Origin of the sequence: Sorangium sp. So ce176, from assembly GCF_051519835.1 — a bacterium.
In the GTDB taxonomy this organism is placed as follows: Bacteria; Myxococcota_A; Polyangia; order Polyangiales; family Polyangiaceae; genus Sorangium; species Sorangium cellulosum_G.
Window position 1 is genome coordinate 1,108,968 of the sequence record NZ_CP150371.1, and the last position, 14,945, is coordinate 1,123,912.

General features: G+C 73.3%; 12 protein-coding genes. 6 read left to right on the forward strand and 6 right to left on the reverse strand.

The window, feature by feature from the left end; translation table 11 throughout:
* Positions 1–8 precede the first annotated feature (8 nt).
* The 4 genes from WMF42_RS04145 to WMF42_RS04160 are packed head-to-tail and all read right to left on the reverse strand — an operon-like array spanning position 9 to position 4,336.
* A complete protein-coding gene (locus WMF42_RS04145) occupies positions 9–1,769 on the reverse strand; it encodes a chemotaxis protein CheA (RefSeq protein WP_437690317.1) in 1,761 nt (586 codons plus the stop codon).
* Positions 1,753–3,321 carry a methyl-accepting chemotaxis protein gene (locus WMF42_RS04150; RefSeq protein WP_437690319.1) on the reverse strand — a complete coding sequence of 523 codons (1,569 nt, stop codon included), beginning with the start codon at positions 3,319–3,321 and terminating at the stop codon, positions 1,753–1,755. Before WMF42_RS04150 ends, WMF42_RS04145 begins: the two co-directional genes overlap by 17 nt.
* Positions 3,322–3,370: 49 nt before the next feature.
* Positions 3,371–3,949: a YfiR family protein gene (locus tag WMF42_RS04155; RefSeq protein WP_437690321.1), complete on the reverse strand. Its 579-nt coding sequence runs from the start codon at positions 3,947–3,949 to the stop codon at positions 3,371–3,373.
* Between the two features lie 27 nt (positions 3,950–3,976).
* The gene (locus WMF42_RS04160; protein ID WP_061605452.1) at positions 3,977–4,336 is read right to left on the reverse strand and encodes a response regulator; all 360 of its coding nucleotides are present in this window, start codon (positions 4,334–4,336) and stop codon (positions 3,977–3,979) included.
* Here WMF42_RS04160 and WMF42_RS04165 point away from each other — a divergent pair.
* Complete coding sequence (locus WMF42_RS04165) at positions 4,326–4,454, forward strand: hypothetical protein (RefSeq protein WP_437690323.1); 129 nt, start codon at positions 4,326–4,328, stop codon at positions 4,452–4,454. The two genes, WMF42_RS04160 and WMF42_RS04165, sit on opposite strands and share 11 nt — an antisense overlap.
* Positions 4,455–4,458: 4 nt before the next feature.
* Here the strand turns inward: WMF42_RS04165 and WMF42_RS04170 are convergent, their stop codons facing one another.
* Both WMF42_RS04170 and WMF42_RS04175 read right to left on the reverse strand, forming a co-directional pair.
* Positions 4,459–4,968 carry a chemotaxis protein CheW gene (locus WMF42_RS04170; protein ID WP_437690325.1) on the reverse strand — a complete coding sequence of 170 codons (510 nt, stop codon included), beginning with the start codon at positions 4,966–4,968 and terminating at the stop codon, positions 4,459–4,461.
* 657 nt (positions 4,969–5,625) lie between these two features.
* A complete protein-coding gene (locus WMF42_RS04175; RefSeq protein WP_437690327.1) occupies positions 5,626–8,082 on the reverse strand; it encodes a hypothetical protein in 2,457 nt (818 codons plus the stop codon).
* An 84-nt stretch (positions 8,083–8,166) separates the two neighbouring features.
* Here WMF42_RS04175 and trmB point away from each other — a divergent pair, with 84 nt between their 5' ends.
* The 5 genes from trmB (at position 8,167) to WMF42_RS04200 (ending at position 14,929) form a co-directional block, all read left to right on the forward strand.
* Complete coding sequence (gene trmB / locus WMF42_RS04180) at positions 8,167–8,835, forward strand: tRNA (guanine(46)-N(7))-methyltransferase TrmB (protein WP_437690329.1); 669 nt, start codon at positions 8,167–8,169, stop codon at positions 8,833–8,835.
* 42 nt (positions 8,836–8,877) lie between these two features.
* Complete coding sequence (locus WMF42_RS04185) at positions 8,878–9,360, forward strand: SRPBCC family protein (protein WP_061610404.1); 483 nt, start codon at positions 8,878–8,880, stop codon at positions 9,358–9,360.
* A 340-nt stretch (positions 9,361–9,700) separates the two neighbouring features.
* Entirely contained in the window at positions 9,701–10,600 is a 900-nt protein-coding gene (locus tag WMF42_RS04190; RefSeq protein WP_437690331.1) for a DMT family transporter, read from the forward strand.
* Positions 10,601–10,835: 235 nt separating this feature from the next.
* Positions 10,836–12,407: a right-handed parallel beta-helix repeat-containing protein gene (locus tag WMF42_RS04195; RefSeq protein WP_437690333.1), complete on the forward strand. Its 1,572-nt coding sequence runs from the start codon at positions 10,836–10,838 to the stop codon at positions 12,405–12,407.
* A 194-nt stretch (positions 12,408–12,601) separates the two neighbouring features.
* On the forward strand, positions 12,602–14,929 hold the full coding sequence (locus WMF42_RS04200; RefSeq protein WP_437690335.1) for a M48 family metalloprotease: 2,328 nt from the start codon (positions 12,602–12,604) through the stop codon (positions 14,927–14,929).
* Positions 14,930–14,945 lie beyond the last annotated feature (16 nt).

Consider the following 14,945-nt stretch of genomic DNA (forward strand, 5'->3'; position numbering starts at 1 on the left):
GCGCGCCGTCACGCGCCCCCCAGGCTGGCCGCGGCGAGGGGCGCCTCCCGGGGCGGCTGCCGGGCGCACGCGAAGACCCGCTCCACGTCGAGCAGCAGCAGCGCCTCGCCGTCCGCCGTCGGCGCCACGGCGCGCACGAGCGGCGAGGTGAACGGCAGCTCCTCCGAGCGCACGAGCGAGACCAGCCGCGGGTTCTCGTAGCCGTCCACGCTCACCGCGAACAGGCCCGCGGCGTGGTGCAGCACGAGCGCCGCGTCCCCCGGCGCGGGCTGGCCCCCGTCGCCGAGCACGGCCGCGAGCGAGAACAGCGGCACGAGCTCCGCGCCCGGCTCGCCTGTCACGCGCGCGCGCGGCCCCTCCGGGGTGTGCAGCGCCTCCTCGAGGAGCACGACCGAGTGTACGGCGTGCGTCGGCACCGCGCATCGGAAGCGCCCGCTCGAGACAGGGACCACCTCCTCGCCGTGCAGGCTCGCCGGCAGGACGAGCAGGATCGTCGTCCCGAGCCCTGGCCTCGAGTCGACCCGGACCTGCCCGCCGAGCGCGCCGATCTCCCGCGCCACGACGTCGAGCCCGACGCCCCGGCCCGAGATCGCGCCGACGCTGCGGCTCGTCGTGAGCCCGTGCGCGAACAGGTACGGGATCAGCTCGGCGTCGTCGAGCGCCGCGACGCCCGGGACCGACGGCGCGAGCACCTCGCGCAGCCGCGCGAAGTCGACGCCGCCGCCGTCGTCCTTCACCTCGACCCGCACCGACGCGTCGGTCTGGACCACGGTCACCGCCACCGTGCCGCGCGCGGGCTTGCCGCGGCGCGCGCGGACGTCGGCCGGCTCGATCCCGTGGTCGACGGCGTTGCGCACCAGGTGGAGCAGGGCCGGCTCGAGGCGGTGCTCCACCCGCGCGTCGAGGAGCCCCGCCCCCTCGACCCGCGCCTCGACGTCCTTGCCCAGCATGCGCGCCGCGCTCCGGGCCGCGCGCGACACCTGGCTGAGCAGGCGCTCGGTGCGCACGACCGACGCCGCGCGGACCACCTCGTCGAGCTCGCCGAGCGCGCGCCCGACAGCGAAGTCGTTGCTCGACCAGTCCGCCCGCACGGCCCCGAGCGCCCGCTCGATCTCGGCGCCGTAGCCGAGCGTCTGCGTGACGCGCTCCGCGCCCCGGTCCACATCCGCCCCCCGGGGGTCGATCTCGACGAGCAGCGCGCGCAGCATGCGCTGGGCCTCGCGGAGCCTGCGCTGGAGGACGTCCTGCTCGCCGTGCAGCCGCTGCAGCTCCCGCAAGAGCGCCCCGACGGCGCCCGCGTCGAGGACCGCGGGCGCCGCGTCGAGCCGCGGCGGCGCGGCGCTCTCCGCCGCGCGGCCCGGCGGCGGCGCGGGCTCCTCGGCGGGCGAGCCCCCGCCCAGGAGCGCCGCGCGCGCGGCGCGGAGCGTCTCCCTCACGCCCTCGAGGTCGGGCGCGGCCTCCTCGCCGCCGCTCGCCGACAGGACCCCGAGCGCCTCCAGCGCGGCGAGGAGGCTGTCGCCCGTGAGCTGCGTCGGGCGCCCGCCGCCCGGCAGCGCGTCGATGACGCTCTCCGCCAGCTCGGCCAGGTCGCCGCACGGGAGCAGCTCCAGCATGTGCGCTTCGCCCTTGAGCGTGTGCAGGAGGCGGCGCAGCACCGGCAGGTTGCCGCCGTGGCCCTGCTCGTAGCCGAGCCAGAGGTCGGTCGCCTCGGCCACGCGGTCCGGCATGGCCCGGTGGAACGCGGCGACGAGGTCAGCCCGGCTCTTCATCCGCCTCCGCGGCCGCCGGCCCGTCGCCCTTCGCCCCGGCGGGCTTCACCCGGAAGGCCCTCGCCGTCGCCTTGAGCGCGCGCGAGAGCCGGAGCAGCGACTCGGCCGAGCGCGTCGCGTCCGCGCTGCTCGTCAGCGTGTCGTTCACCGCGCCGACGATGTCGACGATCGCCGTCTTCACCCGCGCCGTCCCCTCGCGCTGGTGGTCGACAGCGTCCGAGATCTTCGCGGCGGCGGCCGCTGTGTCGCGGGCCAGCTTGATCCCGTCCTCGGTCGCGAGCACCGACGCGTGGGAGGCAGCGCGCATGTCCGCCACGAGCTTCCTGATGTCGCGCACCGAGTCCATGACGTGCTCGGACAGCCGGCGCATCTCCGCGGCCACCAGCGAGAACCCGCGCCCCACCTCGCCGGCCTTCGTGCCCTCGAGGGCGGCGTTGAGCGCGAGCAGGTCGGATTTGTCGGCGATGCTCTGGATCAGCGACAGGATCTCGCCGATCCGGCCCGAGTGGGCGCTGACGAGGCGCGTCTGCTCCGCCGTGTGCTGGACGCTGACGAGGCTCCGCTGCGCAGTCTCGCGCACGGTGGCCGCGTCCTTCGCGATGTGGTCCGCGCTCGCGGTCAGGGCCTCCACCGTCCGCCGGATCTCCTCCAGCGCCGCGTTCTGCTGGCCGGCGGTCGTCTCCTGCTCGCGCACCGACGAGAACATCCCGGCGGCGGCCGAGGCGACCTCGGCCGACGTGTTGCCGACGCGCGTGGCGAGCGCCTCGAGGCTCGTCACCATGGCCCGGAACGCGGCGAACAGCTCCCCGTCGCCGGTGATCGTGCAGGTGAAATCGCCGCCCGCGACGCGCGCCGCCGTCTCCTGGAGCTCGCGGAGCTGGGTGTTCATCCGCTCGAACGCGGCCGCCATCTCCCCGAGCTCGTCGTCGGAGATCCGCAGGGACAGCCGCGCCGACACGTCGCCGCGGGCGATGCGGTCGGCCGCCTCCTTGATGTGCGCCATCGACCGGGTCATGCGCGCCGAGACGATCCACGCGAGGCCCAGGCCGAGCAGCACGACCCCGGCCGACTGCAGGGCCATGGTCCTGCGCGAGTCGGCGCGGCGCTGCGCGATCCTGTCGCTGCGCAGCCCGACGGACAGCGTCCCGAGCGGGCGATCGCCGCTCCGCGAGCGGATCGGGGCCTCGCTGACGACGACGCTGTCGTCGCCCCCGCGGCGGGCGCCCTGCGCGATCCCGGGCGCCTGCGCCGCGCCGATGGCGGCGACGCGCTCGCCCTTCGCGTCGTACACGGCGACCCAGCTCACCAGCGGATCGGTCATCGCGGTGCGCAGGGTGTCCGGGAAGGTCTCCGGCGGCTGCTCGAGGTCCATGGCCACGCCGATCGGCTCCTTGAGCATCGTGGCCAGGATCCCGGCCCGCTCGCGCAGCTCGGCCTCGCTCGCCCGCGCGGTGCGGTCGGGGATCAGCCACAGATCCAGCGCCGACAGCGCGATGGCCACCGACGCGACGAGGGCAGCGATCTTCCAGCGGATGGATCGAAAATTGACCATCAATTGAGCATGAGTTGATGAAGTGCGCGGCGTCGGTGCGCCGAGGGCCTCAGTCGACGATGCGGGCGAGCCGGAGGAGCTGCGGGTCGAAGCGGAGGCCGACGGCGTTGGCGTGCTTCACGTTCAGCAGGAGCTCGGGCTTGGCGCCGGCCAGCCCCACGGCGACGGCGCAGCCGCGCTTCGCGTCGTCGCCGTCGCCGCACACGACGATGCGGATCACGGCGCCCTCGCGCGGCGGGATGTCCGGGATCGCCGCGGCCAGCCCGCGCGCCACGTAGACCACCTCGGCGCCGCCGGCGCGCAGCGCCTCCGCGAGCTGGGCCTTCGAGGTGTACGTCACGCGCTGCACGGTCGCCGGCCGCCTGGCCACGGTGGTCTTCGCCGCCAGCTTCGACAGCACGGTCGCCATCGCGCGCGAGTCCTCCGCGCTCTCGCCCGACGCCCCCCCGACGACGGCGAGCACGGCCGTGCCCGTCCGGCTCGTGAACCCTCTCTCGTAGCCGAGCGAGCGCAGGAGGATGGCCCCTCGCAGCTCGTAGGGGACCGAGGGGGCAGCGTGGGTCTCCGCGCTCGCGGTGATGAGGAGCGCCAGGGCCGCGAGCGCTCGAATCGCGGCCGCCGGAGACACAGTGTTTCCCTGCCCGGCCTTCAACCGTCACCGCTCCCGGGCGGCGAGCCGCTTGACGAGGGCCGGCAGGCGATCGAGGTGCCGCTTCGACAGGACCGCGTCCGCCGGCACATCGAGCTGCAGCCCCTCGAGCTCCCGCTCGGAGTGCCCCGACATCAGGATGACGCCGAGGTGCCCGAGCCGCTGGTTCTTCCGGAACAGGGTGAGCAGCCGGTCCCCCCGGATGGTGGGCATGAAGATATCGACGACGACGACGCGCGCGTGATGCCGCACGATCGCCTGCGTCGCGCCGAGGGGGGACGGGAGCGCCACGACATGATAGCCGGCCGCGCGCAGCACGCGGGACGCCTCGTCTCGGGCGATGTCGCTGTCGTCGATGACGAGCACAGGCGCGCTCGGCGACGTCCGCGACATGGGCGGCGCGCTCAGCGGCGCGCCCGCCTCGTCGACGGGCAGCTCGTGCAGCGGCCTGACCCTCGACGCGGGCGACCGGGAGCTCGGCTGATCGCTCATCGCCCCGACCCGGCGGCACGAGCCTCGCGCGGCGCGGCGACCGGCTGCGGCGCGCCCCCGGCAGCGTCGAGCAGATGGGTCACGTCGAGGAAGGTGACTTTGCCCTCGCTCGTGTCGACCACCACGTCCGGCGAGAGCTCCCCGAACACCTCGACCGCGGCCACACACCGCGTCTTGCCCGCGGGCAATCCCAGGTAGCCGCGCGCCGTCCGGCAGACGACGATCCGGAGCGGCGCCTCCGCCGGCTCCGCGAGCGGCACCGAGACGATCACGACGATCCTCCCCCGGTCCTGGAGGATGCCGCGCACCCGCGGACCCACGCGGGGCAGCGGCGCGGGAGCGCGCCACGCGATGACCTCTTCCACCTGCTTCGCCCGCAGCGCGAAGGTCACCCTCCCGCTGTCGAAGAGCAGGAGGTCGAGAGCGGCCGTCTCTCCGGGGCCCTTGTCCGGGGCGTCGCCCTGCAGGGCGAGCGGTGCTTGAAGCTGAGCGAGCGCTTCAGACAAGGTTTTCTGGATTTATCACAATGGTTGAGTCCGGGTAGGCGCTTTCGTAACGGGTGACACCGAATCAGGAGAATGCTTACCTCACCTGGGAGATGGCTCCGCCATTCTGGGGTGCTCCGGCCGCACGATTGATGCATTGCGACAGACGGCCAGCCGTTCGCCGCGGGTGCGCGGGCGGCGCCGGGGGTGCTGTCCATTGCGCCACGGGCGCGGAGCGGCTCCGCGTGGGGGTGTTTCGAGCGTACTTGTCGAGAACCCTTGGGCTTTATTGCCTTCGTGGCGAGGCGGAGCGCTGTCCATCCCGTGGGCGCCTACCTCCCCACAGGTCCTGCGCGATCCGGCGCCATCCCTTCTGTCGTGGGCGCTCTGAACGGGCTCAATCGCTCACCTCCACCAGGGGGCCGACCAGCGGGCGACAGGTCGTGAGGTGGATGTGGGCCTTGTTGCTCGGAGGCGTTTGTCTCTCTCCCTCGTTGTCGGCGACTCCGAGGTAGAGAATGCCACCTGCGTTGTGCTTCTGCCGTCGTGCAGGACGAGCGTCCTGGCCTTGTCGTCGATGAGGATCCCGCGCACGGCGATGGGCGGCGCGTCGCCGGGCGGGTGGCGGCGATCGCGCGGGGGATCCGGGCTCACGGGGGCGCCGCGCGGCGTCCGGCGTCACCGCCCGGTGATCCAGTAATGGAAGGCGTGGAATCCGGAGCCGCGCCGCAGGGTGACCGCGATCGAGGTCGGGCCCGCCAGGCGCGCGGCAGGGAGGGGCAGCGCCCGCTCGACCCAGGGGCCGCCGGGCACATCGACGGTCCCGACCTGCTCGCCGGCCACGGAGACCGCGAGCTCGGCGCGCTCGTCCGAGGCCACGCGGAGCACGAGGCGCGCCTCGGACGGGGGCGCGACGAGGTGGACCGTGAAGCTGTCGGCGGTCCGGTTGTACCGGCCGCCGTCGGCGATCTCCGGGCGCGTGGGGTCGGGCTCCCCGGGCGCGCTGCTCTCGGGCGCCTCGAGCGAGATGGCCGCGTTGCGCAGGTCCGCGTGCGGCTCGAGCGCGTAGGCGTGGGCGGCCTCGGACTCGAGGTCCGAGACGTCGAGCTCGTCGAGGATCCGCTCGCCGGGCACGGCCCGCACGGGCAGCGCCCCGGAGCCGAGCAGGTCCCAGCGCGCCTCGTAGGCCACCATGGTCGTGCCGCCGAGGATCGCCTGGTCCTCGACGGTGGCCGCGATGAGCTCGCGGCCGAGCACCGGCGGGCACGCCATCCAGTGCGGGTAGACGATGAAGTGCGTCGGCCGGCGCTCGGGGGGCAGCTTCTCGTAGTGCTCGAACCTGGAGCCCGCGCCCGCGACCCAGTAGCGCGCCTCGCCCTCGGTCGTCAGGCCGACGACGTCGAAGGTCCTGCGGCCGCTGAAGTAGGCGAGCGCGCCTGTGTCGTTGACGCCGATCCTGGCGTCCTCGGGCAGGTGCTGCGCGGCCCAGCGGCCGAGCCATACCTGCTGTCGATCGATGGCGCGCGCGGAGTTGGCGAGGTCGTGCACGGCCCACGGGATCCGCGCGGCGAGGGCGCCCGCGAAGGCGCCGGCGACGAGCGGCGTCACGTGGTGGATGGGGCGCCGGAGCCGCCGGGCGGCGTCGCCGAGCTCGCGCGCGAGGCACGCGGCCATGACGATCCCCGCCGGGGCGAACGGCCAGACGTAGCGCACGCGGTTCCAGAGGAAGCTCAGGTAGGTGCAGGGCAGCAGCGCGCCGAGCGCGAGGGCGACGACGACGGCGGCGTGCACGGGGCGGCCCCTGCGGTACGCCGCCACGACGAGCGCCACGGCGCCGAGGGCGAGGACGGCGGCGGAGCCCTCGGGGAGGAAGACGGCCGTCCACTGGCCGCCATCGACGATGTCGGTGACGAGCAGCCGGAGGTTGGCGAGGATGGCCGCCCGGAGCGTCGGGCCGTCGTAGTTGGGGTTGCCGATCAGCCATTTGACAGCGGTCGTCGACGATGTCGCGTGGCCGGCGAGGAGCTGGTTCAGCGCGGGGACGACGAGCGGCCCGAGGAGCGGGACCAGGGCGAGCAGGCGCCCGGCGAGCAGGCGGGAGGCGGCTGCGCGGGCGCGGAGCGGCAGGCGCGAGGGCGCGGGGGAGGGCGCGGGCGACGGAGGCGGGGGGCGCGGCGCCGAGGCGGCGAGCGCGAGCGCCGCGAGCAGGGAGGCGAGCGCGCCCTCGGGGCGGAACAGGGGCGCCGCGAAGCCTGCGAGCGCGAGGGCGCGGGCGACGGAGGCGGGGGTCGGCTGCGCCGGGGCGAGGGGCGGCTGCGCGGGGGCTGGTTGGGTGGAGGCGGGGGCGCCGCCGTCCTGCGCGGGATCGGCGCCGTCGGTGGCGGCCTCCGGCGGCGCGGCCTCCGGCGGCGCGGCCTCCGGCGGCGCGGGCTCCGGCGGCGCGGGCTCCGGCGGCGCGGGCTCCGGCGGCGCGGGCTCGCAGAGGGCGGCGGCGAGGCGGGCCGTGCGGGTGAGGATCCAGGCGAAAGCGACCGTCTCCATCCCGCTCCAGGCGAACCAGGCGAACGCCGCGAACCCGGCGCACATCGCGCCCGCGCCGGCGGCCGCCGCGCGGCCGGCGAGGGGGCGCGCGAGGCGCGCTGTCTCGACGGCGAGCGCCGCGTGGAACACGAGCCCGAGCGCCCAGGTCGCATGGACGAGCGACATGTCGCGCAGGCCGAGCGCGTGGAAGGGGGCGAGCAGGATGGGCCAGAGCAGGCTGGTGGCGCCTGTCGAGTAGCCGTCGCCGGCGACGAAGCTGAAGAAGCCGCCCTCCGCGAGCCGGCGGGCGTACTGCATGTGGATGAACGCGTCGTCGAGCGGCACGGCCGGGCCCCCCGCCTGCGCGAGGACGGCCCGGATGCAGAGCGCGCCCACGGCGCCGCTCGCGACGAGCGCGGGCGCGTAGGGCGAGGCGCGCGCGGCGAGGGCGCGCAGCCGCGAGGGGGCGGCGGAGGGCGCGGGCGCGGCCGGGGCGCGCGGCGTGGAGGGCGCCGCCGCCGGACCTGCGGCGCCGGGCCGCGATGCGGGAGCAGCGGCGCCCGCGGCGCCGGACTGCGACGCTGGACGCGCTGCGCCGTGATCACCTTCCGCCATGGGGCCCGACGAATACCACCACCCCGCCGGGGGCGCGATTTCCCGCGCGTGGGCGGCCGGCATTTGGTAGAGCGCCGGGGCTCCATGGTCTTCCAGCCGCGCCCGAACCACCCCTACGCCGACGCGCCTCGCTTCCCCGACGGCGACGACGTGTCCATCGACGACCTGCTCCCCGGCGCCGGCCCCGTCGAGATCGAGATCGGCCCCGGCCGGGGCGGCTTCCTGTTCGAGCGCGCCGCGGCGAGCCCGGAGTCGCGGCTGCTCGGGCTGGAGATCCGCCTGAAGTGGTCCGCCATCGTCGACGAGCGCCTGCGCAAGGGCGGGCTCGGCGGCCGCGTGCGGGCGCTCAACGCCGACGCGCGCGAGGCGCTCGCGCGGCTCCGGCCCGACGCGTCGATCGCGCGGTTCTTCCTGCACTTCCCGGATCCGTGGTGGAAGAAGCGCCACGAGAAGCGCCTCGTGATGGGCCCGGCGCTGCTCGACAGCCTCGCGCGCCTGCTCGTGGACGGCGGCGAGCTCTTCGTCCAGACCGACGTCGAGGAGCGCGCCGCGCTCTACGCCGAGCAGATCGGCGCGCACCCGGCGTTCGAGCCCGCCGGCGACGCGCCCGGCTCGCCGCACCTCGGCGAGAACCCCTACGGCGCCCGGAGCCCCCGCGAGCACCACGCGATCGCCGACGGGTTGCCTGTCAATCGGCTGCTCTATCGGCGGCGGCCGCGGGCGGCGGGGGGCGCGCCGCCGGACAATGGATAGCCGTGCGCTTGATTCTGGTGTTTGCTGCTGAAAGGAGCCGACATGGACGATCTCCAGCTCACGCAGGTGCCGATCGTGAAGACCGGGATGCTCATCCGCAGGCCTGTCGCGGAGGTGTTCGAGGCCTTCATCGACCCCGGGATCACGACGAAGTTCTGGTTCACCAGGGGCAGCGGGCGGCTCGAGGCAGGCAAGCAGGTCCAGTGGGACTGGGAGATGTACGGCGCCTCGGCCCTCGTGGACGTGAAGGTCGTCGAGCCGTGCAAGCGCATCGTCATCGAGTGGCCGGGAGACAACGGCCCCACCACGGTCGAGTGGCTCTTCACGCCCCGGGAGGACGGCTCGACGTTCGTCAGCATCACGAACACCGGGTTCACCGGCGACGGGGACTCGCTCGCGCGGCAGGCCACCGACTCGACGCAAGGGTTCTCGCTGGTGCTCGCGGGCCTCAAGGCGCTCCTCGAGCACAACGTCAGGCTGAACCTCGTGGGCGACCGTTACCCCGCAGGCCTTGAAGAGCACTGACACGGCACCATGCCGAGCTGCTGTCATGGCAGCTCGCCAGGTGTCGCGGCGGGCGCGCTGAGGCGCGCGTCTGCGCCGGCTTGCGGGCCTGCCCCAGCCACACCGGCAGATGCGCGGCGACGAGCCGGAGCGGTTCCTCGCCCATCCAGGACGGTCAGGCTGTCCGTGGCCAGACGTCTGGCTGTCCGTGGCCAGACGTCTGGCTGTCCGTGGCCAGACGTCTGGCTCCTGGACAGGACATGCTCTTCGCCCTCTGCCAAGGTAGCTTCGCTCCCCCGGAGGCTCCTCCTCGTACCTCCCGTCCCCTGACGCCCCGGGCGAGCGAGAACCCCCGCCCTCCATGCGATCCGCCTGGTTCCCCCGCGCCGCCCTGATCCTGGCGATGATCCTCTGGGGCTCGTCGTTCGCGGCCCAGAAGTACGCGTTGCTCGCCTTCTCGCCGATGGCGATGAACTTCGGACGCATGGCCGTGGCGAGCGCCTGCTTCGCCGTGCTGCTCCCCAAGCTCGACGGCGTCCGCCGGCACTACCTCCCCGGCGACTGGTGGAGGCTGCTGTTGCTCGCGCTGTTCGAGCCGTGCCTCTACTTCGTCTTCGAGGCCTGGGCGCTCACGAAGACGAGCGCCTCGCAGGCCGGCATGATCGTGGCCCTGATGCCGCTGCTCATCGCCCTGGTCGCGCGGATCACCCTGAAGGAGACGCTGCCCCCGCGCATGCTGCCAGGGGTCGCGGTCACCATCGCCGGAGCTGTCTGGCTCTCGGCCGCGGGGCGGGCCACCGAGCTCGCCCCGGAGCCCGTGCTGGGCAACCTCCTCGAGCTCGTCGCGGTTGTCTTCGCCACCGGATACACGATCTCGAGCAGGCAGCTCGCCCCGCGCTATCCGCCGCTCTTCCTCACCGCCGTGCAGGCGCTCGTCGGCGCCCTCTTCTTCCTGCCCCTCATGCTGATCACGGGAGGCGCGGGCGCCGTCGAGCTCTCCCTCGCCAACAGGCCGCTCCTCGCCGTGCTCTATCTCGGCGTGTTCGTGTCGCTCGGCGCCTATGCCCTCTACAACTACGCGCTGAGCAAGGTGTCCGCTGTCCGCGCGGCGCCCCTCATCAACCTCATTCCGGTCTTCTCCCTCCTCGTAGGGCGCGTCTTCCTCGGCGAGGAGCTCACCCCCGGCCAGTACGCCGCCTCGTGCCTCGTCCTCGTCGGCGTCCTCATCGGCCAGAGCGGTGGATCAGGTCAACCAGGCTGAGATCCCGCTCGCGATGTCCATCCGACAGCGCCTCGCACGAGGCCGGTGCGCCACATCCTCCCACCTGAAATAGACAATCCGCCATGACGGCGGCGTCCGCTCGCATGACAATCGACGTCAGCGTGTCATCTTGCCTCACCGCAAAGGGCTCACGCTCTGCATGTAAAATTCCAGTGAAGCTTTGGTGGTGTAAAAATTCAGTGGAGCTTTGCAATTCGTTGAGGAGGACGCCTCTATGAGAGCTCGAGCTTGGTTGACGGGGTTGCTCCTCGTCGTGGGCTGCAATGGCGAGATCGGCGAGACGATGCCTGAGGGCGCCGAGCAGCTCCCGGGTGGCACGGCGCCCGTTTCCGGCGGCGCCGCGCCCGTCCCTGGGCCCGTCAACACCCCTCCGGTGCAGGTCGCTTGCACCCACGTCGGGAGCGGCAAGGATTACCAGGTCGGCCCCGGCAAGGAGTTCGAGGCGATCGGTGATGTGCCGCTCGAGTCGCTCGTCGCCGGCGACACGGTGCGCATCTTCTGGCGCGCCGAGGGGTACCACGAGAAGATCATGATCGGAGGGCAGGGGACCGCGGCGCAGCCGATCCGGGTCTGCGGTGTCCCGGGGCCCGGCGGCGAGCTGCCGGTGATCGACGGCGAGGACGCCACCACCCGACCCGAGCTCGATTTCCCGTTCGACGGCCACCAGGTGAGGGGGCTCGTCGTCATCGGGCACAAGCACGACGACGCCTATGATCTCCAGCCCAGCCACATCACGATCGAAGGGCTCGAGATCAGGAACGCGTCTCCCCCCTTCCGCTTCACCGACAAGGCGGGCGCGGTGACGCCCTACGCCCGCAACGCCGCCGGCATCTTCGTCGAGCGAGGCGAGCACGTGACGATCCGCGGCTGCGAGGTCCACGACAACGCCAACGGCCTCTTCATCGGCACGGGCGGCGCGGAGATCCGCACGAAGGACGTGCTCATCGAGTCGAACCACGTCCACGACAACGGGAGCGAGACCGATTTCACCGAGCACAACGTCTACAACGAGGCGTCGAACGTCGTTTACCAGTTCAACCGCTTCGGCCCCACGCGCGGCGGACAGGGCAACAACATCAAGGAGCGCTCGGCCGGCGTCGTGATCCGGTACAACTGGATCGAGGACGGCGCCCACCTGATCGACCTCGTGGACGCGCAGGAGGCGACCGACTCGGTGGACATGCCGTCGTTCCACGAGACGTTCGTCTACGGCAACGTGCTGCTGCGCACAGGCTACGGGCCCTCGATGGTCCACTACGGCGGGGACAGCGGGCAGACGCAGTATTACCGGAAGGGCACGCTCCACTTCTTCTCCAACACCGTCTTCGTCGACAACGCGACGTACCGGGACTACGAGCGCTCCGCGGTGTTCGAGGCGTCCACCATGGACGAGCGGATCGACGCCCGGAACAACGTGTTCGCGAGCAGCCAGGAGCCGACGGACATCCGCGCGATCACCTTCCTCGGCGACCGCGACGACGTGGCCGCCGGGACACTCCTCCTCGCCGGGAACTGGGTCATGCAGGGGTGGACGGCGTTCGACCCGGTCCCGGGCGCGCGGCTGCTCGGGAAGGTGAACGGCCTGGAGAGCTCGATCATCGGGCTCGATCCGGCGTTCGCCTCGGCGGAAGCCCACGACTTCACGCCGGCGAGCGGCGGCCCGCTCGCCGGCGCCGGCGCGGCGCTCGACGGCCTCCCGGCTATCGATCACCAGTACTCGCCGCACCAGCAGGCCACGCCGCGCAACGACGGCCAGAAGCTCACGATCGGCGCATTCGGGCTGTGACCTTGACGGCGGCGGCCGAGCCTCGCGCGCGCGACGCGCGAGGCCAGGACCGCCGCGCAGGCCGCGGCGAGCGCGCCGCCGGCTGGCCCGCCGCGGCGGTCACGCGGCTCGCAAGCGTAGAGTTTACCGCTACTTGCGCGCAGCGCCGCGGGCGCCCGTGACGGGCAGGGGGCCTGTCGTGGTATCGTGGCGTGATGGTGGAAGCGAATGACTCCGAGGATCATGACGAGCTCCCATCGACGCCGCGGGAGGGGGAAACAGGGGACGCGGCCCCCAGGAAGCGCGACGTCTATCCCGTCGGGCCGGCAGGAGACCTGCCGCCGGTCCAGGTCACGCCCGGGTACAGGCTCCGGGTCGTCCTTGTGCTCGCCTCGTTGCTCACGTTCGTGGCGCTCTACCTCGCGCTGCTCGCCGCCTCAGGCTACCTCGTCTACCTCACGCTCTTCGAGATGGCGTGGCTGCCCGGCAAAGGGATCATCCTCAACCTCGGCGCGATCGCGGCGAGCGGGATGCTGTTCCTCTTCCTGCTGAAGGGCCTCTTCCACAACCGCCCGTTCTCGTCCGAGGGCCTCGTCGAGGTGACCGAGGCGGACCAGCCACGCCTCTTCGCCTTCCTCCGCCGGCTCTGCGAGGACGCGGGCAGCCGCCTCCCGGGCAAGGTCTATCTCTCGCACGACGTGAACGCGGCGGTGTCCTATCCGCAGTCGCTCCTCAGCCTGATCTGGCCTGTCCGCAAGAACCTCGTCATCGGGCTCGGCCTCGTGTCCGCCCTCGACCTCTCGGAGCTCAAGGCCGTGCTCGCCCACGAGTTCGGGCACTTCTCGCAGGCGAGCATGAAGCTCGGCCAGTATGTGTACGTCGCGAACGGCGTCGTCGCAGACATCGTGTTCGGCCGCGACGCCTGGGACAGAGCGCTCAATCAATGGCGGAGCGTGGACATCCGGCTGAGCTTCCCCGCCTGGATCCTGAGCGGCATCGTGTGGGTGCTGCGCAAGCTGCTCGAGCTCGTCTTCCGGGGGATCAACCTCGCGAACCTGTCGCTGGCGCGTCAGATGGAGTTCAACGCCGACCTGCACGCCGTGCGCATCGCGGGCAGCGACGCGATCGTCTCCGGGCTCTGGAAGGCGGAGCGGGCGGCGCTCGCCTACCGCGACGCGCTGGGCGGCCTCGCGAGCGTCGCCGAGCACGGCAAGTACTCCGAGGACGTGTTCGCGCAGGTGGAGCGGTCGCTGACCCAGCTCGACGCGCGGCTCGGCAAGGCGCCCGGCGCCCGGGAGCGCCTCGGGCCGATCCTCGCGCGGTACGAGCGGGGGCCGACGCTGCACTTCGCGAGCCCCGCGGAGCGGGTGAGCTCGCTCTGGGCGACCCACCCGCCGAACCACGAGCGCGAGGCGAACGCGAAGCGCGTGTACGTCGCCGCGCCGGAGGACAGGCGGCCGGCGTTCTCGCTGTTCGTGAAGCGCGAGGCGCTGCGCAGGAAGATGTCGCGCGCCGTGTACGAGGCGCTCGGGCGGAAGGCCCGCGAGCTGCTCCCGGCCGACGAGATCGCCGCGCTCATCGAGGAGGAGCGCGGCGAGATGCGCCAGGCGGAGCACTACCACGGCCTCTACGAGAACCGCTTGCTGGACCCCGGCGACCTCGACGCCGCCGCGGCCGCGATCGACGCCGGCGCGGCGAGCGGCGCGCTCGATCGCGGCGGGCTGCGCGCCGCCGTGCTGCCGTTCACCGGCGACGCGCTCAAGGAGCGCATGGCGCGCGTGGACGCGCTCCGCGGCGAGAGCGAGCTCGTCGAGGCGCTGTCGGCCGACCGCGTCCGGCTGAAGGGCAAGACAGCCGAGTTCCGCGGCGCGCAGCGCACCCGGGACGGGATCATCGCGCTCGCCGCGGACGTCCAGCGCGAGCTCAGGGCGGAGCTCGCGGCGCTCCAGGGGGCCGATCAGGCGTTCTTCCGCCACGTCTACGCCTGCTCGGCGGGCGACCCGGAGGCGCGGGAGGAGCTCCTCCAGCGCTACAGGTTCCTCCTCGTGATCCAGCGGCTCGTCGTGAAGCACAACGCGCTCGACGAGGCGCTCGACGGCGCGCTCCAGGGGCTCCGGGGGGGCACCGAGCTGTCCGAGGACGATTTCCGCCGCCTCGCGGAGGTCCTCTCCGCGGCGCGCGCCGCGCTCGAGGAGACCTTGCGGACGACGAAGCCGCTCGTCCCGCCGAAGCTCGCGCTGCTCCAGCGCGGCACGCTGCTCCACCGCTTCGTGCTGCCCGAGCCGCTTGTCGCGCCGCTCGAGGGGGGCGGCATCTCCGGGGCGTGGATCAACGAGCTCATGCAGCAGCACACGGGCGCGCTCGGCCGGCTGCGGAAGCTGCACTTCAAGAACCTGGGGCAGCTCCTCGCGCTGACGGAGCGGCTCGATCCCGCGCTGTTCCCCGGGCAAGCGCCGCGCGAGGAGGCGGGAGGGAGCGTCGCCGCGGCCGCGTCGACCCGCGCGCCGGCGACCGCCGGACCGCGCGGGGCTCCGCAAGCGTAGCCGAGCCCGCGGCCGC